Raw genomic sequence first — 23,897 nt, 5'->3', positions numbered from 1 at the left:
TTCTTAAAGATCGTCAACGTAACCGAGACTGCGCAGTGCGCGTTCGTCGTCGGCCCAACCGGATTTCACTTTTACCCACAGTTCAAGGTGAACAGGCGCTTCAAACATTTCCTGCATGTCTTTACGCGCTTCAATCCCGATGGTTTTGATCTTGGCCCCTTTGTTGCCAATAACCATCTTCTTCTGCCCTTCACGCTCAACGAGAATCAAACCGTTGATGTCATAACCGCCGCGTTCGTTAGAGACGAAACGTTCGATCTCCACGGTCACGGAGTACGGCAGTTCAGCGCCGAGGAAACGCATCAGTTTTTCGCGGATGATTTCAGACGCCATAAAACGCTGTGAGCGATCGGTGATGTAATCTTCCGGGAAGTGATGAGTCGCTTCAGGTAGATGCTTACGCACGATTGCTGCGATAGTGTCGACATTCAGCCCGGTTTCGGCAGAGATTGGCACGATATCGAGGAAGTTCATCTGGCTTGCCAGGAACTGCAGGTGCGGCAGCAGATCGGCTTTCTCCTGCACGTTGTCCACTTTGTTCACCGCGAGGATTACCGGCGCTTTGCCTTCGCGCAGTTTGTTGAGCACCATTTCGTCGTCCGGCGTCCAGCGGGTGCCTTCAACGACAAAAATCACCAGCTCAACATCGCCAATAGAGCTGCTCGCCGCTTTGTTCATCAGGCGGTTAATGGCGCGTTTTTCTTCCATATGCAGGCCCGGTGTATCGACGTAGATCGCCTGATACGCGCCTTCAGTATGGATCCCCACAATGCGGTGACGAGTTGTCTGCGCCTTGCGGGAGGTGATGGAGATTTTCTGCCCCAGCAGTTTGTTCAACAATGTGGATTTGCCAACGTTCGGACGTCCGACGATGGCAATAAATCCGCAGTAACTTTTATCGATGCTCATTCCAGCTCCAGTTTTTTCAACGCCTGTTCGGCGGCAGCCTGCTCAGCCTTACGACGGCTTGAACCTGTGCCAACCACCGGTTCACTCAGGCCGCTGACCTGGCAGTGGATTGTAAATTCCTGATCGTGCGCTTCGCCACGGACCTGAACTACCAGATAAGTCGGCAGCGGCAGATGACGACCCTGCAAATATTCTTGCAAGCGCGTTTTCGGATCTTTTTGTTTATCGCCTGGGCTAATTTCGTCCAGACGAGTTTGATACCAGTTGAGGATTAATTTCTCGACGGTTTGAATATCACTGTCGAGGAATACGCCACCAATTAATGCTTCGACGGTGTCGGCGAGAATTGACTCACGACGAAATCCACCGCTTTTAAGTTCACCTGGCCCTAAACGTAAGCACTCGCCTAACTCAAATTCGCGCGCCAGTTCCGCCAGCGTATTGCCACGGACCAGCGTGGCGCGCATCCGGCTCATATCGCCTTCATCCACACGAGGGAAACGGTGATAAAGCGCATTGGCGATAACGTAGCTCAGAATAGAGTCGCCTAAAAATTCTAAACGCTCGTTATGTTTACTGCTGGCACTACGATGAGTTAATGCCTGCTGCAACAGTTCCTGATGATTAAAAGTGTAGCCCAGCTTCCGTTGAAGCCGATTAATTACGATGGGGTTCATGCGATACCAATAAATAAATGCGTCAACAATTCAGCACACGAAACAGACCTGATATACATGGTTCTGCTAACTGCTTCGCTGCAGTTTCAGTTTACCGGTATATGGGGACCAACGCTGTTTCGTGTGCCGTGGCAACCTGGAGGTGCCAACCTTAAACTTCGGGGGAATATTCTATACACAACGACGGGGGATGTCGTTAGCCACGGGAGATTTATCTCATAAATAATTCACGTTGTCGCCATAACGGCGACAACGTGAACGAAGATGGCTATTAATGGATGCCGCCAATGCGACTTAAGCGCACACCAGTCGGCCATTCGCCTTCTTGCTTATCGAAGCTCATCCAGATAGCCGTTGCCCGACCGACCAGATTCGCTTCAGGCACAAAACCCCAGTAACGGCTGTCCGCGCTGTTGTCGCGGTTGTCGCCCATCATGAAGTATTGTCCCGGAGGAACAATCCAGGTTGCCAGTTGTTGCCCTGGCTGCTGGTAATACATCCCCACCTGATCCTGCGCAATCGGCACTGTCAGAATGCGGTGCGTCACATCACCCAGTGTCTCTTTACGCTCGGAAAGACGAATTCCATTTTCTTTGGTTTCGTTTTTCGGCACTTCAAAGAATCCGCTGGTCGCTTCCCCACCATTACGGCGTGAGAAGGTCTGAACGAAATCGCTCGGTTCCACGTTTGAGTAGGTGACCGGCAGCGCGTTTTCACACGCCTGGCCGGAACTGCATCCCGGTTGAATCGTCAGCTCTTTTGAGACCGGATCGTAAGTGACTTTATCGCCCGGTAAACCCACCGCGCGCTTGATGTAATCAAGCTTTGGATCTTCCGGATATTTAAAGACCACGATATCGCCGCGTTTCGGATGACCGGTTTCGATCAGCGTTTTCTGGTAGATAGGATCTTTAATGCCATAAGCAAACTTCTCTACCAGAATAAAATCACCAATTAACAGAGTCGGCATCATCGAACCTGACGGGATCTGGAACGGTTCATAAATAAACGAACGCACAATCAATACGATAGCCAGTACCGGAAAAACAGAAGCACCGGTTTCCAGCCAGCCAGGCTTCGGCGCAACCTTTTTCAACGTTGCTTTATCCAGTGAGTCCCCGGCAGCCGCCTGCGCCGCTGCCTGACGTTCCCGCCGTTTAGGTGCGAAAAAGAATTTATCCACGCACCATAAAATGCCCGTCACCAGTGTGGCAATCACCAGAATCAGGGCAAACATATTCGCCATGCCAACTCCTAAGGGTTATTTGTTGTCTTTGCCGACGTGCAGAATGGCGAGGAACGCTTCCTGCGGCAGCTCGACGTTACCGATCTGCTTCATGCGTTTCTTACCTTCTTTCTGCTTCTGCAGCAGCTTTTTCTTACGGCTGATATCGCCGCCATAACATTTAGCCAGTACGTTTTTACGCAGCTGTTTCACGGTGGATCGCGCAATGATGTGCGTACCAATCGCTGCCTGAATGGCGATATCAAACTGCTGGCGTGGGATCAGATCTTTCATCTTCTCCACCAACTCGCGACCGCGGTTTTGCGAATTATCACGGTGGGTGATCAACGCCAGCGCATCAACACGTTCACCGTTGATTAATACGTCTACACGTACCATGTCGGACGCCTGGAAGCGCTTGAAGTTGTAATCCAGAGACGCATAACCACGCGAGGTAGATTTCAGGCGATCGAAGAAGTCGAGCACCACTTCCGCCATCGGGATCTCGTACGTCAGCGCCACCTGATTACCGTGGTAAACCATATTGGTCTGCACGCCGCGTTTTTCTACGCACAGCGTAATAACGTTGCCGAGATATGCCTGCGGCAGCAGCATGTGACACTCTGCAATCGGCTCGCGCAGTTCGTAAATGTTATTTACCGCAGGCAGCTTGGATGGGCTGTCGACGTAGATAACTTCCCTTGACGTGGTTTCAACTTCATACACTACGGTCGGCGCAGTGGTGATCAGATCCAGATCGTATTCACGTTCCAGACGTTCCTGGATGATCTCCATGTGCAGCAGGCCAAGGAAGCCGCAGCGGAAACCAAAGCCCAGCGCGCTGGAGCTTTCCGGCTCATAGAACAGTGAGGCATCATTCAGGCTGAGTTTACCCAGCGCGTCACGGAAGGCTTCATAGTCGTCGGAACTTACCGGGAACAGACCGGCGTATACCTGCGGTTTGACTTTCTTAAAGCCAGGCAGCGCCTTTTCTGCCGGATTACGCGCCAGCGTTAAGGTATCGCCGACTGGAGCGCCGTGGATATCTTTAATCGCACATACCAGCCAGCCTACTTCGCCACATTTCAGTTCAGTGCGGTCAACCTGTTTCGGCGTGAAGATGCCCAGACGGTCGGCGTTATAGGTCTGCCCGGTACTCATGACTTTCACTTTGTCGCCCTTACGCAGGGTGCCGTTTTTAATACGGATAAGTGAAACAACGCCCAGGTAGTTGTCGAACCATGAGTCGATAATTAGTGCCTGCAACGGGCCTTCCGGATCGCCTTCCGGCGGCGGAATGTCGCGCACCAGACGTTCGAGAACGTCCTGCACGCCAACGCCGGTTTTCGCTGAACAGCGCACCGCGTCAGTGGCGTCGATGCCGACGATATCTTCAATTTCTTCCGCCACGCGTTCAGGATCGGCTGCCGGCAGGTCAATCTTGTTCAGTACTGGCACCACTTCGAGATCCATTTCCATGGCGGTGTAGCAGTTTGCCAGGGTTTGCGCTTCCACGCCCTGCCCGGCGTCGACCACCAGCAATGCACCTTCACAGGCAGCCAGCGAACGGGAAACTTCATAGGAGAAGTCTACGTGGCCCGGGGTGTCGATAAAGTTAAGCTGATAGGTTTCGCCGTCAGACGCTTTGTAGTCCAGCGTCACGCTTTGCGCTTTGATGGTAATGCCACGCTCACGCTCAAGATCCATGGAATCGAGAACCTGCGCCTCCATTTCACGGTCAGACAGGCCACCGCAGATCTGGATAATACGGTCAGACAGCGTCGATTTACCGTGGTCAATGTGAGCTATGATCGAAAAGTTACGTATATTCTTCATAAAGTATGATTATTGTGCCTTAATGCCCGGTTAACCAGGCTTTTAGAAGTCGCTGTTCTGAGCTTAACGTCTGTATTAATAGAAACGCCGCATTCTACACTACAACATTGAGGCGAGGAAATGTTCATACCGTATGGATTGTGGTATCTGGAAACGTCCTCGCATTTGTTATGCAAAATGCAACAAAGCCAGTGAAATCACTGGCTCGCGTCTTCCGAAGATGTTTCAAATCGCACAAGGCCAGGCGGCAATGCCACGCTTAAGATGATCGGTTGCCATTCTGCCCGGGCAGCAAACTTACGCGAGTAGCCGCGCGCAATCAGGAACCCGCCAATACCGCCGAGGATCGCACCACATAATGCTGCGACGTCAGAAGCAAAGAGTAGCTGAAATAGCGAAGCGATGAGGAATAATCCCACCAGCGGCGACATATAAACCAGTAATGCGGAGCTAAGCAGGCTGCCTTCGGCGATCCCCAATTCCACTTTTTGCCCCGGCACTAACGGTTCATCACAGGGTACGACAATGGTATGCGTGGTTTGCGGGCCAAGTTTATTCAACACGCGGCTACCGCAACCGGCGCGTGAAGCGCAGCTGCTGCATGAGGCTTTAACATCACAACTAACCAGCGCCTGCCCGTTTTGCCAGGAGACGACGGTAGCCCACTCTTTGATCATTGCGCTGCCCCGAACTTAATATTCTCGGCAATGCGTTTCGCCGTTTGCGGCGGCAGTTCACCGACAATGGTGATTTCGGCGTTATCACGTACGCTTGTACTGACGGTTCTGCGTCCGGTGCGCAACATCTGATCGGTGCTCGATGGCGTAGCGCGGTTAACGTTTACCGAGAAGCTGAATAATCCGTCGGAATAGAGACGTGATTCGATAGGCATGTTGTCCATCGTCGGTAGCGGACGTCGACTACTGGAAACTTCGCTAAAACCCTGTGGCAACCAGGTTGGCGTCCAGCTGAATTTAGCTTTTTCACCTACAGGAACAGAAAGCAACGGCGGCAAATTTGCCTTCGCCAGCGTCTGCATACTGCTGCTGATATCCTGATTGACGTTAAAAGCAATCACGCGAAATTGTTCCAGCGTTTCACCATCGCGATCAAGGAGATCAACCCGCATCGGTAATTTCGATTCGGTGTCCATCCACACGATGTAGCTGTAGCGTGTACCATCTCGGGCAACCACGCGAATGACTTCGCAAAGACGATCAGCAATACGCGTGCGCCCGACGGAGATAAAGTCGTAGTAAGGAGAAAGGCGTTTGAAATCGGTATAGATAAGCGATGGCAGAGAATCAACAATGTAATCGCCATTAAGCGTGAACGGTTCAAGTCCCGGTTCAAAATAGCTGATTTCATTGCCGCGCTGTACCACTTCCCGGCGCGGGCCATCCATTTGCAACAATTGTGCAAGAGGACGGTTATCGAGGCGTGCATGTCGATAACGCAGAGACTCAACACCCTGTTTATTGATGCTGATGAATGACAGCTCGTAATTCAGTGACTGACTGGCCAGGTTCATCTGCTGTAATAACGCCCCGGACGCGGGAGTGGCCGAGGCGTTAGCAGAGAATAACAGGCTACCTGTCACTAATGACATGGCAAACCAAAGTTGCTTCATTACTGCGATTGCGTTCCTAAAGTTTGAATTCCTGGCACCTGTACAGCGGCTTGCTGGGTTTGCGCCTGCTCAAACTGAAGCTGTTCAGAGTGGAGTCGGCGTTGCAGTTCGTAATCCTGCAACATTGCATTAATGCGACGACGCTGCTCCTGTACCTGCTGCTGTTGACCATTGTTTGCGGTCGCTTCAGAAGGTACTCCCAGGCTTACCGGGCTGGCTTTACCCATCATCGGCAGTGTATTAAATACCGGCGTTTCGGGCTGCTGGGACGTTTCAGATTGTCCATTATAGTGCTGGACGCCAACGATAACTGCAAGCGATACGCATGCGGCTACGCCCATTTGGGTAAGCTGTGCCGCCCACGGACGTACTTTCTGCCAGAATGGCATTTTCTGCCATTGATGCGGCGCAGGCTGGGCTTCCGGGATCAATGTCGCCGGTTGACGTACTGGCTCTTCTTCAATGGCGGCCATCACGCGTGAAGAGATATCGAAATGGAGCACCTCGGGAGTATCACCCCGCATTGAGTCACGGATTAAGTGATAGCTTTCCCAGGTTTTCTGCATTTCTGGGTTATGAGCCAGTTCGTTAAGCAGCTCACTATCCAGCGTTTCGCCATCCATTAAAGCGGAAAGTTGTTCTTTCTGCATGCCTAATACCCTTATCCAGTATCCCGCTATCGTCAACGCCTGATAAGCGGTTGAACTTTGTTATCAATAGCTTCCCTCGCTCGGAAGATACGTGAACGCACCGTACCTACCGGACAATCCATGATAGCGGCTATCTCTTCATAGCTCAGGCCATCCAGCTCCCGCAAGGTTATTGCCATGCGTAAATCTTCCGGGAGGGACTCAATAGTTCGGAAAACTATCTGTCTCAGTTCTTCTGACAACATTAAGTTCTCAGGGTTCGAAATTTCTTTCAACGCGCCGCCACTTTCGAAGTTTTCAGCTTCAATGGCATCCACATCACTGGAAGGTGGACGACGCCCCTGAGCAACCAGGTAATTTTTCGCTGTATTTACAGCAATCCGATACAGCCATGTATAAAAAGCGCTATCTCCCCGGAACGAATCCAGCGCACGATAGGCTTTAATAAAAGCTTCTTGTACCACATCGGGAACATCACCCGACGGCACATAGCGGGAAACCAGACTCGCCACTTTATGCTGATAGCGCACTACCAGTAAGTTAAAGGCTTTCTGATCTCCCTTCTGGACCCGTTCAACCAGGACCTGGTCCGTTAACTGCTCGCTCATCCGAGGTAAAGTCTCCCCAAACCAAATTTCCACGCGCTATCGAAACGCCACTCCATTAGCTGCAATTTGAGCAAGCAAAGGGTTAGAGTGTCTCGTTTTTGTAAAGTTCCGTAACGCATCTGTTTTTGTTTGTCATGCTGTAGACGGATCATTATCTATCATTATAAGTCTACAGAATCTGAACATCGCATTATCTGTGTAGAAATGCCCATTTAACTGCCTGAAGAGTAACCCAACGGCCTTTTTATTTCACCACCTAATCCTCCACCAGCCAGTAACTTCTCTTTTTCTCGCCGCCCTGCGTCAGCGTGTTTAGCAACTGTAACAAATATTAAAATAGCAGGTGTTTATCCGCACAACATGATGCTATGCTGACCAAACCATGTTTAGTAAATTAAACAAAGAAAATGAATACTCTCCCTGAACATTCATGTGACGTGTTGATTATCGGTAGCGGCGCAGCCGGACTTTCACTGGCGCTACGCCTGGCTGACCAGCATCAGGTCATCGTTCTAAGTAAAGGCCCGGTAACGGAAGGTTCAACATTTTATGCCCAGGGCGGTATTGCCGCCGTGTTTGATGAAACTGACAGCATTGACTCGCATGTGGAAGACACATTGATTGCCGGGGCTGGTATTTGCGATCGCCATGCAGTTGAATTTGTCGCCAGCAATGCACGATCCTGTGTGCAATGGCTAATCGACCAGGGGGTGTTGTTTGATACCCACATTCAACCGAATGGCGAAGAAAGTTACCATCTGACCCGTGAAGGTGGACATAGTCACCGTCGTATTCTTCATGCCGCCGACGCCACCGGTAGAGAAGTAGAAACCACGCTGGTGAGCAAGGCGCTGAACCATCCGAATATTCGCGTGCTGGAGCGCAGCAACGCGGTTGATCTGATTGTTTCTGACAAAATTGGCCTGCCGGGCACGCGACGGGTTGTTGGCGCGTGGGTATGGAACCGTAATAAAGAAACGGTGGAAACCTGCCACGCAAAAGCGGTGGTGCTGGCAACCGGCGGTGCGTCGAAGGTTTATCAGTACACCACCAATCCGGATATTTCTTCTGGCGATGGCATTGCTATGGCGTGGCGCGCAGGCTGCCGGGTTGCCAATCTCGAATTTAATCAGTTCCACCCTACCGCGCTATATCACCCACAGGCACGCAATTTCCTGTTAACAGAAGCACTGCGCGGCGAAGGCGCTTATCTCAAGCGCCCGGATGGTACGCGTTTTATGCCCGATTTTGATGAGCGCGGCGAACTGGCCCCGCGCGATATTGTCGCCCGCGCCATTGACCATGAAATGAAACGCCTCGGCGCAGATTGTATGTTCCTTGATATCAGCCATAAGCCCGCCGATTTTATTCGCCAGCATTTCCCGATGATTTATGAAAAGCTGCTCGGGCTGGGGATTGATCTCACACAAGAACCGGTACCGATTGTGCCTGCTGCACATTATACCTGCGGTGGTGTAATGGTTGATGATCATGGGCGTACGGACGTCGAGGGCTTGTATGCCATTGGCGAGGTGAGTTATACCGGCTTACACGGCGCTAACCGCATGGCCTCGAATTCATTGCTGGAGTGTCTGGTCTATGGCTGGTCGGCGGCGGAAGATATCACCAGACGTATGCCTTATGCCCACGACATCAGTACGTTACCGCCGTGGGATGAAAGCCGCGTTGAGAACCCTGACGAACGGGTAGTAATTCAGCATAACTGGCACGAGCTACGTCTGTTTATGTGGGATTACGTTGGCATTGTGCGCACAACGAAGCGCCTGGAACGCGCCCTGCGGCGGATAACCATGCTCCAACAAGAAATAGACGAATATTACGCCCATTTCCGCGTCTCAAATAATTTGCTGGAGCTGCGTAATCTGGTACAGGTTGCCGAGTTGATTGTTCGCTGTGCAATGATGCGTAAAGAGAGTCGGGGGTTGCATTTCACGCTGGATTATCCGGAACTGCTCACCCATTCCGGTCCGTCGATCCTTTCCCCCGGCAATCATTACATAAACAGATAAAAAGCCTGGGTCAGCGCCGTATACGCTTCGGAATAGTTCTGGTCTGGCCCACGAATGACTAAGCGATCGCTAAAGCATTCTCCCGCCTGCGGGGAGAATGCCAGCAGCACCCGATGCGGCAGTCGCGCTTCGTTTTCCGCCACATCCGTCCGCAAACGTAAATGCCAGCCCATGCTTAATGCCAGCTCCGTAAAACCATTACCAATCTGCTCTGGCAGCACTACGCAGAAAAATCCCTCTTCGGTAATGCACTCCGCCGCACAGGTCAGCAACGATGGGTGATCAAGCGTAGTGGTATAGCGAGCCTGTTCCCGTTGAGGTGTCGAGCACTCTACTCCCTGCTGATAGTAAGGTGGGTTACTGATGATTAAATCGAAGCGTACTGTCTGCTGTGTGATCCACTGCTGAATATCCGCCGTATGGACGTTAATCCGCTCTGCCCACGGGGACTGGTTGATATTTTCCTGCGCCTGCGCGGCAGCTTCACTTTCCAGTTCAACTGCATCAATCATCACGCTGTCATCGGTTCGCTGCGCCAGCATTAATGCCAGCAACCCGCTACCCGCGCCGATATCAAGGCAACGTTTTACCCCAGCCACCGGTGCCCATGCGCCCAATAAAATACCATCCGTTCCCACTTTCATCGCACAGCGATCGTGAGCAACAAAAAACTGTTTAAAAGTAAATCCATTACGACGAAGCACGGATGTAGACTGTGACATGAAAATAAAACCTTGCAGGAAAAACGGCGATAGCACCGGGTGAGAACAATACCCGAGAAGCGATATCCATACAAACAGATGAAGATTGCAGCCGTAACGTCTATAATCAGCGCCCCACACAGAGGTAGAACATGACTGTAACGACTTTTTCCGAACTTGAACTCGACGAAAGCCTGCTGGAAGCCCTCCAGGATAAAGGTTTCACTCGCCCGACCGCCATTCAGGCTGCCGCCATTCCGCCTGCGCTCGATGGCCGTGATGTACTCGGTTCTGCGCCGACAGGCACCGGTAAAACGGCGGCGTATCTGCTGCCAGCGTTGCAGCACCTGCTCGATTTCCCGCGTAAGAAATCCGGTCCGCCGCGTATTTTGATCCTCACCCCAACTCGCGAGCTGGCGATGCAGGTGGCCGATCATGCCCGCGAACTGGCGAAACATACGCATCTGGATATCGCCACCATCACCGGCGGCGTAGCCTATATGAACCACGCGGAAGTGTTCAGCGAAAATCAGGACATCGTGGTCGCCACGACCGGACGTCTGCTGCAATACATAAAAGAAGAGAACTTCGATTGCCGCGCGGTTGAAACGCTGATCCTCGACGAAGCAGACCGTATGCTGGATATGGGCTTCGCTCAGGATATCGAACATATTGCTGGCGAAACGCGCTGGCGTAAACAGACCCTGCTCTTTTCGGCAACGCTGGAAGGCGATGCGATTCAGGACTTTGCCGAGCGTCTGCTGGAAGATCCGGTGGAAGTTTCTGCCAATCCCTCCACCCGTGAGCGCAAAAAAATTCATCAGTGGTATTACCGCGCCGATGATCTTGAGCATAAAACCGCGTTGCTGGTGCATCTGTTAAAACAGCCGGAAGCGACCCGCTCAATTGTGTTTGTGCGTAAGCGTGAGCGTGTGCATGAGCTGGCAAACTGGCTGCGCGAAGCGGGCATCAACAACTGCTATCTCGAAGGTGAGATGGTACAGGGCAAGCGTAACGAAGCGATCAAGCGTTTGACCGAAGGTCGCGTAAACGTACTGGTCGCAACCGATGTTGCCGCGCGCGGTATCGACATTCCTGACGTCAGCCACGTCTTTAACTTCGATATGCCGCGCAATGGCGATACTTATTTGCACCGTATCGGACGTACCGCGCGCGCCGGTCGTAAAGGCACCGCAATTTCGCTGGTGGAAGCCCATGACCATCTGCTGCTGGGTAAAGTAGGCCGCTATATTGAAGAGCCAATTAAAGCTCGCGTTATTGATGAGTTACGCCCGAAAACGCGTGCGCCAAGCGAAAAGCAGACCGGCAAGCCATCGAAGAAAGTACTGGCTAAACGTGCTGAGAAGAAAAAAGCTAAAGAGAAAGAGAAGCCGCGGGTGAAAAAACGCCATCGCGACACCAAAAATATTGGTAAGCGCCGTAAACCAAGCGGAACGGGCGTGCCACCGCAAACGACAGAAGAGTAATCTCAATGCCAGGTTTAAGCCTGGTATTAAAAGTGCTGGCAAACGCAAAACTGCCTGATGCGCTACGCTTATCAGGCCTACGTGGCTCATGCAATATATTGAATTTGCACGATCTTGTAGGCCGGATAAGGCGTTCACGCCGCATCCGGCATGAATAAAGCGCACTTTGTCGACAAGTTAAATGCCGGGTTTAATCCCGACATTATTTTTATCCAGCCACAAAACTCTCTTCAACACACTGAATAAAAGTGTGCATCGCCGGGCTAACCGCTTTTCCAGCATGATGTGCGCACATGGCCGTAATGGTCTGCGACTGTTCGCCAAAAGGCAATTCAATTAATTCTCCGCACTCCAACTCTTTTGCCACCGCAAAGCGCGGTAGGTAGCTGACCCCGATATTCGCCGCGACACAACGCTTGATGCTTTCGATACTTATAAGCTCAATGGTGTTTTCCACCGTGATCCGCCGCTGACGCAGCGTGCTCTCAAATATCTGCCGGAAGACACATTGCGGTTCGTTGATAATAAAGCTACAGGCGTTATGTCTTCCCGGCTCAGTAAAATCGACATCTGCAATTTGCGGTGAAGCCACCAGCACCAGTGATTGTTCACCCAACTCTCGTCGATTCAGAGCATCATCATTCCCTACACGATAAAAGACGCCAACATCGGCCTCATCATTCAGTAGCGCATCACGGATCACGTAACAGTTCAGCGACTGCAACGATAAACGCACTTTTGGGGCGCGTTGCCGAAAACGCTGCAACACCTGCGGCATTCGGTAAGAGAGCAACGTTTCGCCCGAAACAACGCGTAGTTCCCCGTCCGGATCTGACTCCTTTTTGGCAGCCTCACGAAGCGTATCCATCACTCGGGTAAGTTCATAAATGTGCGGCAGCAACTTTTTTCCTTCGCGGGTAAGGCACATCCGTCGGCCAATTTTCTCAAATAACTGGACTGAAAACTCCTGCTCAAGCTGCTGAATATGAAAAGTCACCGTCGATTGTGTACAGCACAATTTTTGCGAAGCTCGCAAAAAGGAACCCTCTTCCACCACGGTTTTAAGCGTAATAAAACGGCGCAGATCCATAACCCCAAACCTATCGAAAATATCGAATCTAGAATATAAAAACATTCATTTTTTTAAATGTTCCGTGTCGGGTACTGTCTACCAAAACAGAGGAGATAACAAGTGACACCGACCCTTTTAAGTGCTTTTTGGACTTACACCCTGATTACCGCTATGACGCCAGGACCGAACAATATTCTCGCCCTTAGCTCTGCTACGTCGCATGGATTTCGTCAAAGTACCCGCGTGCTGGCAGGGATGAGTCTGGGATTTTTGATTGTGATGTTACTGTGTGCGGGCATTTCATTTTCACTGGCAGTGATTGACCCGGCAGCGGTACACCTTTTGAGTTGGGCGGGGGCGGCATATATTGTCTGGCTGGCGTGGAAAATCGCCACCAGCCCAACAAAGGAAGACGGACTTCAGGCAAAACCAATCAGCTTTTGGGCCAGCTTTGCTTTGCAGTTTGTGAACGTCAAAATCATTTTGTACGGTGTTACGGCACTGTCGACGTTTGTTCTGCCGCAAACACAGGCGTTAAGCTGGGTAGTTGGCGTCAGCGTTTTGCTGGCGATGATTGGGACGTTTGGCAATGTGTGCTGGGCGCTGGCGGGGCATCTGTTTCAGCGATTGTTTCGCCAGTATGGTCGCCAGTTAAATATCGTGCTTGCCCTGTTGCTGGTCTATTGCGCGGTACGCATTTTCTATTAACGAAAAAAAGCGGAAGAGGTCGCCCTCTTCCGCTTAGTAACTTGCTACTTAAGCCTTACAGGCTTTCAGTAAAGGTACGAGCGATAACGTCGCGCTGCTGTTCCGGAGTCAGAGAGTTAAAGCGAACTGCATAACCGGATACACGGATGGTCAGCTGCGGATATTTTTCCGGATGCTTAACTGCATCTTCCAGAGTTTCGCGACGCAGAACGTTAACGTTCAGGTGTTGACCACCTTCAACGCGAACTTCTGGTTTCACTTCTACTGGAACTTCACGGTATTCAATGTCACCCAGTTTGCTTACTGCAACCACTTCATCTTCTGCATAACCTGCTTTTGCAACGATGCAACGCGCTTCGCCTTTTTCGCTGTCCAGCAGCCAGAAAGAGTTCAGCAGATCGTCGTTAGCGGCTTTAGTAATCTGGATACCTGTAATCATGTGATGCCTCCCCGGCAAAATTATTTGATTTGTTCAGCCTGTCGCGGCCAATTGGTAAAACCATTGTTGCTTGAGTGTATATATACTCCTCAAACACCCTTGAATCTTTGATTTAAATCAATAAAAACCACACATCAAGTATGGTCGCAAATGGATTTTATTGTTTTACATCAACTTATGCGGGTGTGAAATTTTACCAATTTACATTTTTTTGCACTCGTTTAAGTCTAAAAAATGAGCATGATTTTGTTCTGTAGAAAGAAGCAGTTAAGCTAGGCGGATTGAAGATTCGCAGGAGAGCGAGATGGCTAACGAATTAACCTGGCATGACGTGCTGGCTGAAGAGAAGCAGCAACCCTATTTTCTTAATACCCTTCAGACCGTCGCCAGCGAGCGGCAGTCCGGCGTCACTATCTACCCACCACAAAAAGATGTCTTTAACGCGTTCCGCTTTACAGAGTTGGGTGACGTTAAAGTGGTGATTCTCGGCCAGGATCCTTATCACGGACCGGGACAGGCGCATGGTCTGGCATTTTCCGTTCGTCCCGGCATTGCCATTCCTCCGTCATTATTGAATATGTATAAAGAGCTGGAAAATACTATTCCGGGCTTCACCCGCCCTAATCATGGTTATCTTGAAAGCTGGGCGCGTCAGGGCGTTCTGCTACTCAATACTGTGTTGACGGTACGCGCAGGTCAGGCGCATTCCCACGCCAGCCTCGGCTGGGAAACCTTCACCGATAAAGTGATCAGCCTGATTAACCAGCATCGCGAAGGCGTGGTGTTTTTGTTGTGGGGATCGCATGCGCAAAAGAAAGGGGCGATTATAGATAAGCAACGCCATCATGTACTGAAAGCACCGCATCCGTCGCCGCTTTCGGCGCATCGTGGATTCTTTGGCTGCAACCATTTTGTGCTGGCAAATCAGTGGCTGGAACAACGTGGCGAGACGCCGATTGACTGGATGCCAGTATTACCGGCAGAGAGTGAGTAAATTTGCGGGGAAATGCCGGATGGCAGAGTTGCCACCCGGCTGATTTATCAGGCTTTATTCTGACGCCACCATTCACCAAGCAAAACGCCGGTTGCGACAGAGATATTCAGCCCGGCAACGTTGCCCGTACCGTCAATCTTCACGCGCAGATCGTTCGGATCGCGTGCGGCATCCGGTAACCCTTCATATTCCTGACCCAGCACCAGTACCATTTTCGCTGGCAGACTAGTTTTGAACAGCGGTTTACCCTGCTCGCTGGAAGTGGTCACTACGGTGTAACCTGCCTGACGGAAATCATCCAGCACGTTAACAATGTTGTCGCCAGTAATCGGCTGAACGTGCTCTGCGCCGCCTTCTGCGGTACGGATAGCCGCCCCCGACTCCAGCAGTGCCGCATCCTGCACCACGACACCTTTCACGCCGAAGTGCGCGCAGCTGCGCATCATGCCACCCAGGTTATGCGGGTTAGATTCGTTTTCCAGTGCCAGAACGCAATCCTGCGCGCCTGCCTGGCTTACCCACTGCTGCACGGTTGTACCGTTACGCTTTTTGATCAAGAAGCAAACGCCGCCGTGATGTTCCGTGCCTGACGCTTTTGTCAATTCCGCTTCATCCACCACATGGTACGCTTTGCGGTTTGCTGCCATCCAGCGCAAAGCTTCTTTAAAACGCGGCGTTACACTCTGGATAAACCAGGCGCGAACAATCGCTTCCGGACGGCTCTGGAAAAGTGCCTGACATGCATTTTCGCCGTAGACGCGGGTTTCTTCCGCACGCTGACGACGCAACACTTCCGGATCAATAAAACTTTTACCACTGATGCCACCGTGATCGGCCTTTTCCGGCGTCTCATCACCCGGCGCGCGGGAAACCGTGCGCCACGGCGAATCTTCCCACTTGCGGTCACGGGGCTGACTCTGTTTGTCATCGCGGGCGGGGCGACGGCCACCGTCAGCACGAGATTTTCCTGGACGCCCGCCCCCTTTCCCGGTACGCGGGTTGTGGGTACGTTTATCAGAATCATCATCACTGCGGACATACATCACTTTGACCTTGCCGCTTTTACCTTTCATTTCATCGTTCATGCTTTTCTCCACCAGCGCTGCGCGAAGCGCGCAGATTACCCGAAGTCCGCGCGGTTCGCCATGATTTCGTACCAAAGCCTGCGACTATCATACCTATTGAATAAAACAGATTGTTGTCTGGAACAATGTCCCCGATAATATGTAACATATTAGAAACATACCGGCGTCGTTGCCGATAAGTCTCCTTACTCATCCCGAGGTTAGTTATGAATACCGTTTGTACCCATTGTCAGGCCATCAATCGCATTCCCGACGATCGGATCGAAGATGCGGCAAAATGCGGACGCTGCGGTCACGACTTGTTTGACGGAGAGGTGATTAATGCGACCGGTGAAACACTCGACAAATTGCTGAAGGATGATCTACCTGTGGTGATCGACTTCTGGGCACCGTGGTGCGGCCCCTGCCGTAATTTCGCACCAATTTTTGAAGATGTCGCGCAAGAGCGTAGCGGTAAAGTGCGCTTTGTGAAAGTGAATACCGAAGCTGAACGTGAATTAAGCAGTCGCTTTGGAATTCGTAGTATACCGACGATCATGATTTTCAAAAACGGTCAGGTTGTCGACATGCTTAATGGCGCAGTACCGAAAGCGCCGTTCGATAGCTGGCTGAACGAATCTCTTTAATCTTACCGGGGCGCATCTTGTGCCCCGTTTTCTCCTCTGCGACAATGGCGTTTTTTCGACGCTCTCTTATGACCGAAAACGCTGTTCTCCAGTTACGCGCCGAGCGTATTGCGCGCGCAACACGTCCTTTTCTTGCCCGCGGTAATCGCGTTCGTCGCTGCCAACGCTGTCTTTTGCCAGAGAAATTATGTCTCTGTTCGACAATTACCCCAGCACAAGCAAAAAGTCGCTTCTGTTTGCTGATGTTCGACACCGAGCCAATGAAGCCCAGTAATACCGGGCGTCTCATTGCTGATATTTTGCCTGATACCGTTGCGTTTCAATGGTCGCGTACCGAACCCTCGCAGGATTTGCTGGAGTTGGTGCAAAACCCGGACTATCAGCCAATGGTGGTCTTTCCCGCTTCGTATGCTGATGAGCAACGGGAAGTGATCTTCACACCACCTGCCGGTAAGCCACCGCTGTTTATCATGCTCGATGGTACCTGGCCGGAAGCTCGCAAGATGTTTCGTAAAAGTCCGTATCTGGATAATCTTCCCGTCATTTCCGTCGATCTTTCCCGGCTTTCTGCCTATCGCCTGCGTGAAGCCCAGGCTGAAGGCCAATATTGTACTGCCGAGGTAGCCATCGCACTGTTAGATATGGCCGGCGATACCGGGGCGGCGGCAGGGTTAGGCGAGCATTTTACCCGCTTTAAAACACGCTATCTGGCAGGAAAAACGCAACATCTGGGTAGCATCACAGCAGAACAGTTAGAAAGCGTTTAAAATCATTCGGTCACTTCTGCGGGAGACCGGTATGAGTCAGCGAGGACTGGAAGCACTACTGCGACCAAAATCGATAGCGGTAATTGGCGCGTCGATGAAACCCAATCGCGCAGGTTACCTGATGATGCGTAACCTGCTGGCGGGAGGCTTTAACGGACCGGTACTCCCGGTGACGCCAGCCTGGAAAGCGGTGTTGGGTGTGTTGGCCTGGCCGGATATTGCCAGCTTGCCCTTTACACCCGACCTTGCGGTTTTATGTACCAATGCCAGCCGTAATCTTGCTCTTCTGGAAGAGCTCGGCGAGAAAGGCTGTAAAACCTGCATTATTCTTTCCGCCCCGGCATCGCAACACGAAGATCTCCGCGCCTGCGCCCTGCGCCATAACATGCGCCTGCTTGGACCAAACAGTCTGGGTTTACTGGCTCCCTGGCAAGGTCTGAATGCCAGCTTTTCGCCTGTGCCGATTAATCGCGGCAAGCTGGCGTTTATTTCGCAATCGGCTGCCGTCTCCAACACCATCCTCGACTGGGCGCAACAGCGTAAGATGGGCTTTTCCTACTTTATTGCGCTCGGCGACAGCCTGGATATCGACGTTGATGAATTGCTTGACTATCTGGCACGCGACAGTAAAACCAGCGCCATCCTGCTCTATCTCGAACAGTTAAGCGACGCGCGACGCTTTGTTTCGGCGGCCCGTAGTGCCTCGCGTAATAAACCGATTCTGGTGATTAAAAGCGGACGTAGCCCGGCGGCACAGCGACTGCTCAACACGACGGCAGGAATGGACCCGGCATGGGATGCGGCTATTCAGCGTGCCGGTTTGTTGCGGGTACAGGACACCCACGAGCTGTTTTCGGCGGTGGAAACCCTTAGCCATATGCGCCCGCTACGTGGCGACCGGCTGATGATTATCAGCAACGGTGCTGCGCCTGCCGCGCTGGCGCTGGATGCCTTATGGTCACGCAATGGCAAGCTGGCAACGCTAAGCGAAGAAACCTGCCAGAAACTGCGCGATGCACTGCCAGAACATGTGGCAATATCTAACCCGCTCGATCTACGCGATGACGCCAGCAGTGAGCACTATATTAAAACGCTGGATATTCTGCTCCACAGCCAGGATTTTGACGCGCTGATGGTTATTCATTCGCCCAGCGCCGCTGCTCCCGCAACAGAAAGCGCGCAAGTATTAATTGAAGCGGTAAAGCATCATCCCCGCAGCAAATATGTCTCTTTGCTGACGAACTGGTGCGGCGAGCACTCCTCGCAAGAGGCACGACGTTTATTCAGCGAAGCCGGGCTGCCGACCTACCGTACCCCGGAAGGAACCATCACTGCTTTTATGCATATGGTGGAGTACCGGCGTAATCAGAAGCAACTACGCGAAACGCCGGCGTTGCCCAGCAATCTGACTTCCAATACCGCAGAAGCGCATCTTCTGTTGCAACAGGCGATTGCCGAAGGGGCTACGTCGCTCGATACCCATGAAGTTCAGCCCATCCTGCAAGCGTATGGCATGAACACGCTCCCTACCTGGATTGCCAGCGATAGCACCGAAGCGGTGCATATTGCCGAACAGATTGGTTATCCGGTGGCGCTGAAATTGCGTTCGCCGGATATTCCACATAAATCGGAAGTTCAGGGCGTCATGCTTTACCTGCGTACAGCCAATGAAGTCCAGCAAGCGGCGAACGCTATTTTCGATCGCGTAAAAATGGCCTGGCCACAGGCGCGGGTCCACGGCCTGTTGGTGCAAAGTATGGCTAACCGTGCTGGCGCTCAGGAGTTGCGGGTTGTGGTTGAGCACGATCCGGTTTTCGGGCCGTTGATCATGCTGGGTGAAGGCGGTGTGGAGTGGCGTCCTGAAGATCAAGCCGTCGTCGCACTGCCGCCGCTGAACATGAACCTGGCCCGCTATCTGGTTATTCAGGGGATCAAAAGTAAAAAGATTCGTGCGCGCAGTGCGCTACGCCCATTGGATGTTGCAGGCTTGAGCCAGCTTCTGGTGCAGGTTTCCAACTTGATTGTCGATTGCCCGGAAATTCAGCGTCTGGATATTCATCCTTTGCTGGCTTCTGGCAGTGAATTTACCGCGCTGGATGTCACGCTGGATATCTCGCCGTTTGAAGGCGATAACGAGAGTCGGCTGGCAGTGCGCCCTTATCCGCATCAGCTGGAAGAATGGGTAGAATTGAAAAACGGTGAACGCTGCTTGTTCCGCCCGATTTTGCCAGAAGATGAGCCACAACTTCAGCAATTCATTTCGCGAGTCACCAAAGAAGATCTTTATTACCGCTACTTTAGCGAGATCAACGAATTTACCCATGAAGATTTAGCCAACATGACACAGATCGACTACGATCGGGAAATGGCGTTTGTAGCGGTACGACGTATTGATCAAACGGAAGAGATCCTCGGCGTCACGCGTGCGATTTCCGATCCTGATAACATCGATGCCGAATTTGCTGTACTGGTTCGCTCGGATCTCAAAGGGTTAGGCTTAGGTCGACGCTTAATGGAAAAGTTGATTACCTATACGCGAGATCACGGACTACAACGTCTGAATGGTATTACGATGCCAAACAATCGTGGCATGGTGGCGCTAGCCCGCAAGCTCGGGTTTAACGTTGATATCCAGCTCGAAGAGGGGATCGTTGGGCTTACGCTAAATCTTGCCCAGCGCGAGGAATCATGAGTAAGGTACTGGAAATGTTGACCACTTAATCGGGACTGGTGTTATTATTGCCCGCTTATGTCGTCTGCATTGCACAGAGGACCCTTCAATGAACAGAGAAGAAATGCACTGTGATGTTGTCAAAATTTAAGCGTAATAAACATCAACAACACCTTGCCCAACTACCCAAGATTTCTCAATCAGTTGATGATGTCGATTTCTTTTACGCTCCCGCCGACTTCCGGGAGACGCTGCTGGAAAAAATAGCCAGCGCGAAGCAGCGCATTTGCATTGTCGCCCTGTATCTCGAACAGGATGACGGTGGCAAAGGCATTCTGAACGCGTTGTATGAGGCTAAAAGGCAGCGTCCGGAACTGGATGTGCGGGTGCTGGTCGACTGGCATCGTGCACAACGTGGACGCATTGGCGCTGCGGCATCTAACACTAACGCTGACTGGTACTGCCGCATGGCGCAGGAAAATCCGGGCGTAGATGTTCCGGTTTATGGCGTTCCAATCAATACTCGTGAAGCCCTTGGTGTTCTGCACTTTAAAGGCTTTATCATCGACGATAGCGTACTTTATAGCGGTGCCAGCCTGAACGATGTTTACCTGCATCAGCACGATAAATATCGCTACGACCGTTATCATCTGATCCGTAACCGTAAGATGTCAGACATTATGTTTGAATGGGTTACACAGAATATTATGAATGGCCGCGGCGTTAATCGTCTGGATGATGTTAATCGGCCAAAAAGCCCGGAAATCAAGAACGATATTCGTCTGTTCCGCCAGGAGCTGCGTGATGCCGCTTATCATTTCCAGGGCGATGCCGACAACGATCAGCTTTCTGTAACGCCGCTAGTGGGGCTGGGGAAATCGAGTCTGTTGAACAAGACCATTTTCCATCTTATGCCTTGTGCCGAGCAGAAACTAACCATCTGTACGCCATACTTCAACCTGCCAGCAATCCTTGTGCGCAATATTATCCAGTTGCTGCGCGAAGGGAAAAAGGTCGAAATTATTGTTGGTGATAAAACCGCGAATGACTTCTACATTCCGGAAGATGAACCTTTCAAGATAATTGGCGCATTGCCTTATCTCTATGAGATCAATCTGCGTCGTTTCCTGAGCCGTTTGCAGTATTACGTCAATACTGACCAGCTAGTGGTTCGGTTATGGAAAGATGACGACAACACCTATCACCTGAAAGGGATGTGGGTTGATGATAAGTGGATGTTGATCACCGGTAATAACCTGAACCCGCGCGCCTGGCGTCTGGATCTGGAAAACGCCATTTTGATCCACGATCCGCAACTTGAGCTGGCGCCACAGCGAGAGAAAGAACTGGAGCTGATCCGCGAGCATACCACCATCGTTAAGCACTATCGCGATCTGCAAAGTATTGCCGATTATCCGGTGAAGGTTCGTAAACTCATCCGCCGTTTGCGCCGTATCCGCATCGACCGATTAATTAGCCGCATCCTGTAATCACAACCCCGTCCTGTACGGGGTTTGTTTTTTGGAGGCCACGTTTTGCGTATTCTTTTTGTCTGTTCGCTATTGTTACTTTCTGGATGCAGCCATATGGCTAACGATAGCTGGAGCGGGCAGGATAAAGCTCAACACTTTATCGCCTCGGCGATGCTTTCCGCCGCCGGAAATGAATATTCACAGCATCAGGGGATGAGCCGGGATCGCAGTGCCATGTTTGGATTGATGTTCTCTGTCAGTTTGGGGGCGTCAAAAGAGCTTTGGGATAGCCGCCCCGAAGGGAGCGGCTGGAGCTGGAAGGATTTGGCCTGGGATGTCGCCGGTGCAAGCACCGGCTATACCGTCTGGCAACTGACCCGTCACTAAAGACGCATCCCCTTCCCTTTGCGATGTAGCATCAAAGAAACCAGAAACGCCACCACGGCCATCAAGGTCACATACCAGAAGAAGGCTGTTTCCATTCCTATTGATTTCAGCGACAACGCTACGTACTCCGCCGAACCACCAAATATAGCATTAGCGACCGCATATGACAGACCAACGCCTAATGCGCGAACCTGTGCCGGGAACATCTCAGCCTTCAGTATTCCACTGATTGATGTATAAAAACTCACTATCAGCAGGGCACACATCACCAGACCAAAAGCGGCATAAGGCGAGGAAACGTTTTGCAATGCTGAGAGAATAGGAACGGTAAAAATGGCTGCCAGCGAACCGAAACATAACATTGAGGTACGGCGACCAATCTTATCCGACAGCGCGCCAATGAGTGGTTGAATAAGCATGAATACAAACAATGCGGCAGTCATAATGCCACTCGCCACGTTGGCATGCATTCCCGCAGTATTTACCAGATACTTCTGCATATAAGTAGTGAAGGTATAGAAACAAAGGGAGCCCGCAGCGGTAAAACCGAGAACCATGATGAATGCACGGCGATTGCGCCATAATCCTTTCAGAGATCCAGCTTCTTTTAAAGCGCGCGTTTCTTGTTGCGAAGTTTCATCTAACTGACGACGTAACCACAACGCCACAACAGCTAACACAGCTCCTAACGCGAAAGGAATACGCCATCCCCACTCTCTGAGTGCAGCGTCTTCCATGGTGTGTTGTAAAACCACGACAACCAGTAGGGCTAGCAGTTGTCCGCCGATCAACGTCACATACTGAAATGATGCGTAAAAACCTTTGCGCCCTTCAACGGCAACTTCACTCATATAGGTGGCGCTGGTGCCATATTCTCCGCCAACAGATAATCCCTGAAATAAACGAGCGAGAAGCAATAATGCCGGAGCCCACGTACCTATAGTTTCATAACCTGGGAGGCAGGCGATAACCAGCGATCCGAAACACATCATACACACCGATAACAGCATCGATTTTTTGCGACCATGTTTATCGGCTATGCGGCCAAATAGCCAACCGCCTATTGGGCGCATCAGGAATCCCGCAGCAAAAACACCTGCTGTTTGTAGTAGTTGAGTCGTCGTGTTCCCGGAAGGGAAGAAGATGTGGGCAAAGTAGAGTGAACAGAACGAGTAGACATAGAAATCGAACCACTCGACCAGATTACCTGAAGAGGCCCCCACAATCGCCCAAATGCGGCGACGAGTATCACTACTTGTCAGTTTGCTGTCTGCCGTTACAGTACTTTCAGCCATGCCATTATGTCTCCTGCCGTAATCCGATGCTTTTGTCGGTCGCTTTTGTTTATTTTTTTTGGTAAAGGAAATGTTATACATTTGTTGCATATCATTATGCAACCTTAACCATGAATTTAGTTAGCAGGAAAATGGTTATTGAGGAGCTTAAGGATAAATTTCTGGTAAGGAGGACACGTATGGAAGTGGGCAAGTTGGGGAAGCCGTATCCGTTGCTGAATCTGGCATATGTGGGAGTATAAGACGCGCAGCGTCGCATCAGGCATTTTTTTCTGCGCCAATGCAAAAAGGCCATCCGTCAGGATGGCCTTTCGCATAATTTGATGCCTGGCAGTTCCCTACTCTCGCATGGGGAGACCCCACACTACCATCGGCGCTACGGCGTTTCACTTCTGAGTTCGGCATGGGGTCAGGTGGGACCACCGCGCTACGGCCGCCAGGCAAATTCTGTTTTATCAGACCGCTTCTGCGTTCTGATTTAATCTGTATCAGGCTGAAAATCTTCTCTCATCCGCCAAAACAGCTTCGGCGTTGTAAGGTTAAGCCTCACGGTTCATTAGTACCGGTTAGCTCAACGCATCGCTGCGCTTACACACCCGGCCTATCAACGTCGTCGTCTTCAACGTTC

Annotated in this window: 23 protein-coding genes and 2 rRNA genes; 9 read left to right on the top strand and 16 right to left on the bottom strand. The window is 51.4% G+C overall.

Annotation, left to right across the window (positions count from 1 at the left end; genetic code table 11):
* Positions 1-3: 3 nt before the first annotated feature.
* The 9 genes from era to rseD form a co-directional block, all read right to left on the bottom strand.
* Positions 4-909: a GTPase Era gene (gene era, locus K0778_RS13015; protein WP_000020749.1), complete on the bottom strand. Its 906-nt coding sequence runs from the start codon at positions 907-909 to the stop codon at positions 4-6.
* Positions 906-1,586 (bottom strand): ribonuclease III, encoded by a 681-nt coding sequence (gene rnc, locus K0778_RS13010; protein ID WP_001068343.1) that lies wholly within the window; start codon positions 1,584-1,586, stop codon positions 906-908. Before rnc ends, era begins: the two co-directional genes overlap by 4 nt.
* Positions 1,587-1,857: 271 nt before the next feature.
* Positions 1,858-2,832: a signal peptidase I gene (lepB, locus tag K0778_RS13005; RefSeq protein ID WP_000002542.1), complete on the bottom strand. Its 975-nt coding sequence runs from the start codon at positions 2,830-2,832 to the stop codon at positions 1,858-1,860.
* 15 nt (positions 2,833-2,847) lie between these two features.
* Complete coding sequence (gene lepA, locus K0778_RS13000; protein WP_000790168.1) at positions 2,848-4,647, bottom strand: translation elongation factor 4; 1,800 nt, start codon at positions 4,645-4,647, stop codon at positions 2,848-2,850.
* A gap of 197 nt (positions 4,648-4,844) precedes the next feature.
* Positions 4,845-5,324 carry a SoxR-reducing system protein RseC gene (rseC, locus tag K0778_RS12995; protein ID WP_000589068.1) on the bottom strand — a complete coding sequence of 160 codons (480 nt, stop codon included), beginning with the start codon at positions 5,322-5,324 and terminating at the stop codon, positions 4,845-4,847.
* Positions 5,321-6,277 carry a sigma-E factor regulatory protein RseB gene (rseB, locus tag K0778_RS12990; protein ID WP_000812053.1) on the bottom strand — a complete coding sequence of 319 codons (957 nt, stop codon included), beginning with the start codon at positions 6,275-6,277 and terminating at the stop codon, positions 5,321-5,323. Before rseB ends, rseC begins: the two co-directional genes overlap by 4 nt.
* Positions 6,277-6,927 (bottom strand): anti-sigma-E factor RseA, encoded by a 651-nt coding sequence (gene rseA, locus K0778_RS12985; protein ID WP_001168459.1) that lies wholly within the window; start codon positions 6,925-6,927, stop codon positions 6,277-6,279. Before rseA ends, rseB begins: the two co-directional genes overlap by 1 nt.
* A gap of 32 nt (positions 6,928-6,959) precedes the next feature.
* Positions 6,960-7,535, bottom strand: coding sequence for an RNA polymerase sigma factor RpoE (rpoE, locus tag K0778_RS12980; protein ID WP_001295364.1), 576 nt, complete (start codon positions 7,533-7,535; stop codon positions 6,960-6,962).
* Positions 7,532-7,687 carry a rpoE leader peptide RseD gene (gene rseD / locus K0778_RS12975; protein ID WP_001303621.1) on the bottom strand — a complete coding sequence of 52 codons (156 nt, stop codon included), beginning with the start codon at positions 7,685-7,687 and terminating at the stop codon, positions 7,532-7,534. The genes rpoE and rseD overlap by 4 nt, the downstream gene beginning before the upstream one ends.
* A 255-nt stretch (positions 7,688-7,942) precedes the next feature.
* Between rseD and nadB the strand changes: the two genes are divergently transcribed.
* Complete coding sequence (nadB, locus tag K0778_RS12970; protein ID WP_001094491.1) at positions 7,943-9,565, top strand: L-aspartate oxidase; 1,623 nt, start codon at positions 7,943-7,945, stop codon at positions 9,563-9,565.
* Here nadB and trmN read toward each other — a convergent pair.
* On the bottom strand, positions 9,550-10,287 hold the full coding sequence (gene trmN / locus K0778_RS12965) for a tRNA(1)(Val) (adenine(37)-N(6))-methyltransferase TrmN (RefSeq protein ID WP_001295363.1): 738 nt from the start codon (positions 10,285-10,287) through the stop codon (positions 9,550-9,552). The two genes, nadB and trmN, sit on opposite strands and share 16 nt — an antisense overlap.
* 131 nt (positions 10,288-10,418) lie before the next feature.
* Between trmN and srmB the strand changes: the two genes are divergently transcribed.
* Complete coding sequence (srmB, locus tag K0778_RS12960) at positions 10,419-11,753, top strand: ATP-dependent RNA helicase SrmB (RefSeq protein WP_063084666.1); 1,335 nt, start codon at positions 10,419-10,421, stop codon at positions 11,751-11,753.
* A gap of 208 nt (positions 11,754-11,961) precedes the next feature.
* On the opposite strand, the gene K0778_RS12955 is transcribed toward srmB, so the two are convergent.
* The gene (locus K0778_RS12955; RefSeq protein WP_001300638.1) at positions 11,962-12,843 is read right to left on the bottom strand and encodes a LysR family transcriptional regulator; all 882 of its coding nucleotides are present in this window, start codon (positions 12,841-12,843) and stop codon (positions 11,962-11,964) included.
* A 102-nt stretch (positions 12,844-12,945) separates the two neighbouring features.
* Between K0778_RS12955 and eamB the strand changes: the two genes are divergently transcribed.
* Positions 12,946-13,533 (top strand): cysteine/O-acetylserine transporter, encoded by a 588-nt coding sequence (gene eamB, locus K0778_RS12950; RefSeq protein WP_000189207.1) that lies wholly within the window; start codon positions 12,946-12,948, stop codon positions 13,531-13,533.
* Between the two features lie 55 nt (positions 13,534-13,588).
* Here eamB and grcA read toward each other — a convergent pair whose 3' ends face one another.
* A complete protein-coding gene (gene grcA / locus K0778_RS12945; protein WP_000627807.1) occupies positions 13,589-13,972 on the bottom strand; it encodes an autonomous glycyl radical cofactor GrcA in 384 nt (127 codons plus the stop codon).
* A gap of 304 nt (positions 13,973-14,276) precedes the next feature.
* Between grcA and ung the strand changes: the two genes are divergently transcribed.
* Entirely contained in the window at positions 14,277-14,966 is a 690-nt protein-coding gene (ung, locus tag K0778_RS12940) for a uracil-DNA glycosylase (RefSeq protein ID WP_001262716.1), read from the top strand.
* 47 nt (positions 14,967-15,013) lie between these two features.
* On the opposite strand, the gene K0778_RS12935 is transcribed toward ung, so the two are convergent.
* Positions 15,014-16,051: a tRNA/rRNA methyltransferase gene (locus K0778_RS12935; protein WP_000997403.1), complete on the bottom strand. Its 1,038-nt coding sequence runs from the start codon at positions 16,049-16,051 to the stop codon at positions 15,014-15,016.
* A 206-nt stretch (positions 16,052-16,257) separates the two neighbouring features.
* Here K0778_RS12935 and trxC point away from each other — a divergent pair, with 206 nt between their 5' ends.
* The 5 genes from trxC to K0778_RS12905 all read left to right on the top strand — a co-directional run bounded on the left by trxC (position 16,258) and on the right by K0778_RS12905 (position 21,974).
* Complete coding sequence (gene trxC / locus K0778_RS12930) at positions 16,258-16,677, top strand: thioredoxin TrxC (RefSeq protein ID WP_001098726.1); 420 nt, start codon at positions 16,258-16,260, stop codon at positions 16,675-16,677.
* A 68-nt stretch (positions 16,678-16,745) separates the two neighbouring features.
* Positions 16,746-17,444: a tRNA-uridine aminocarboxypropyltransferase gene (gene tapT / locus K0778_RS12925; RefSeq protein ID WP_001300438.1), complete on the top strand. Its 699-nt coding sequence runs from the start codon at positions 16,746-16,748 to the stop codon at positions 17,442-17,444.
* A gap of 31 nt (positions 17,445-17,475) precedes the next feature.
* Positions 17,476-20,136, top strand: a complete 2,661-nt coding sequence (pat, locus tag K0778_RS12920; protein ID WP_063084665.1) for a protein lysine acetyltransferase — start codon at positions 17,476-17,478, stop codon at positions 20,134-20,136.
* A gap of 113 nt (positions 20,137-20,249) precedes the next feature.
* Positions 20,250-21,605: a CDP-diacylglycerol--serine O-phosphatidyltransferase gene (gene pssA, locus K0778_RS12910; protein ID WP_000949265.1), complete on the top strand. Its 1,356-nt coding sequence runs from the start codon at positions 20,250-20,252 to the stop codon at positions 21,603-21,605.
* Between the two features lie 45 nt (positions 21,606-21,650).
* Positions 21,651-21,974 (top strand): YfiM family lipoprotein, encoded by a 324-nt coding sequence (locus K0778_RS12905; protein ID WP_001300818.1) that lies wholly within the window; start codon positions 21,651-21,653, stop codon positions 21,972-21,974.
* Here the strand turns inward: K0778_RS12905 and kgtP are convergent.
* The 3 genes from kgtP to K0778_RS12890 form a co-directional block, all read right to left on the bottom strand.
* On the bottom strand, positions 21,971-23,269 hold the full coding sequence (gene kgtP / locus K0778_RS12900; RefSeq protein ID WP_000841103.1) for an alpha-ketoglutarate permease: 1,299 nt from the start codon (positions 23,267-23,269) through the stop codon (positions 21,971-21,973). The genes K0778_RS12905 and kgtP overlap by 4 nt on opposite strands.
* Before the next feature lie 325 nt (positions 23,270-23,594).
* Positions 23,595-23,710: ribosomal RNA gene (gene rrf, locus K0778_RS12895) — 5S ribosomal RNA — on the bottom strand.
* A gap of 94 nt (positions 23,711-23,804) precedes the next feature.
* A 23S ribosomal RNA gene (locus K0778_RS12890) occupies positions 23,805-23,897 on the bottom strand; the annotation flags it as partial.

The organism is Escherichia sp. XD33, from assembly GCF_019375075.1.
Lineage (GTDB): Bacteria > Pseudomonadota > Gammaproteobacteria > Enterobacterales > Enterobacteriaceae > Enterobacter > Enterobacter flexneri_A.
This window is presented reverse-complemented; position numbering and strand designations above follow the sequence as displayed.

What these genes read in the sequence shown, in the direction of transcription:
- K0778_RS12935 (WP_000997403.1), bottom strand. Translation starts at nt 16,051, where the DNA reads ATGAACGATGAAATGAAAGGTAAAAGCGGCAAGGTCAAAGTGATGTAT.
- tapT (WP_001300438.1), top strand. Translation starts at nt 16,746, where the DNA reads ATGACCGAAAACGCTGTTCTCCAGTTACGCGCCGAGCGTATTGCGCGC.
- rseC (WP_000589068.1), bottom strand. Translation starts at nt 5,324, where the DNA reads ATGATCAAAGAGTGGGCTACCGTCGTCTCCTGGCAAAACGGGCAGGCG.
- rseB (WP_000812053.1), bottom strand. Translation starts at nt 6,277, where the DNA reads ATGAAGCAACTTTGGTTTGCCATGTCATTAGTGACAGGTAGCCTGTTA.
- K0778_RS12955 (WP_001300638.1), bottom strand. Translation starts at nt 12,843, where the DNA reads ATGGATCTGCGCCGTTTTATTACGCTTAAAACCGTGGTGGAAGAGGGT.
- trmN (WP_001295363.1), bottom strand. Translation starts at nt 10,287, where the DNA reads ATGTCACAGTCTACATCCGTGCTTCGTCGTAATGGATTTACTTTTAAA.
- pat (WP_063084665.1), top strand. Translation starts at nt 17,476, where the DNA reads ATGAGTCAGCGAGGACTGGAAGCACTACTGCGACCAAAATCGATAGCG.
- rnc (WP_001068343.1), bottom strand. Translation starts at nt 1,586, where the DNA reads ATGAACCCCATCGTAATTAATCGGCTTCAACGGAAGCTGGGCTACACT.
- era (WP_000020749.1), bottom strand. Translation starts at nt 909, where the DNA reads ATGAGCATCGATAAAAGTTACTGCGGATTTATTGCCATCGTCGGACGT.
- rseD (WP_001303621.1), bottom strand. Translation starts at nt 7,687, where the DNA reads ATGATCCGTCTACAGCATGACAAACAAAAACAGATGCGTTACGGAACT.
- srmB (WP_063084666.1), top strand. Translation starts at nt 10,419, where the DNA reads ATGACTGTAACGACTTTTTCCGAACTTGAACTCGACGAAAGCCTGCTG.
- rpoE (WP_001295364.1), bottom strand. Translation starts at nt 7,535, where the DNA reads ATGAGCGAGCAGTTAACGGACCAGGTCCTGGTTGAACGGGTCCAGAAG.
- pssA (WP_000949265.1), top strand. Translation starts at nt 20,250, where the DNA reads ATGTTGTCAAAATTTAAGCGTAATAAACATCAACAACACCTTGCCCAA.
- ung (WP_001262716.1), top strand. Translation starts at nt 14,277, where the DNA reads ATGGCTAACGAATTAACCTGGCATGACGTGCTGGCTGAAGAGAAGCAG.
- rseA (WP_001168459.1), bottom strand. Translation starts at nt 6,927, where the DNA reads ATGCAGAAAGAACAACTTTCCGCTTTAATGGATGGCGAAACGCTGGAT.
- nadB (WP_001094491.1), top strand. Translation starts at nt 7,943, where the DNA reads ATGAATACTCTCCCTGAACATTCATGTGACGTGTTGATTATCGGTAGC.
- lepA (WP_000790168.1), bottom strand. Translation starts at nt 4,647, where the DNA reads ATGAAGAATATACGTAACTTTTCGATCATAGCTCACATTGACCACGGT.
- grcA (WP_000627807.1), bottom strand. Translation starts at nt 13,972, where the DNA reads ATGATTACAGGTATCCAGATTACTAAAGCCGCTAACGACGATCTGCTG.
- trxC (WP_001098726.1), top strand. Translation starts at nt 16,258, where the DNA reads ATGAATACCGTTTGTACCCATTGTCAGGCCATCAATCGCATTCCCGAC.
- lepB (WP_000002542.1), bottom strand. Translation starts at nt 2,832, where the DNA reads ATGGCGAATATGTTTGCCCTGATTCTGGTGATTGCCACACTGGTGACG.
- kgtP (WP_000841103.1), bottom strand. Translation starts at nt 23,269, where the DNA reads ATGGCTGAAAGTACTGTAACGGCAGACAGCAAACTGACAAGTAGTGAT.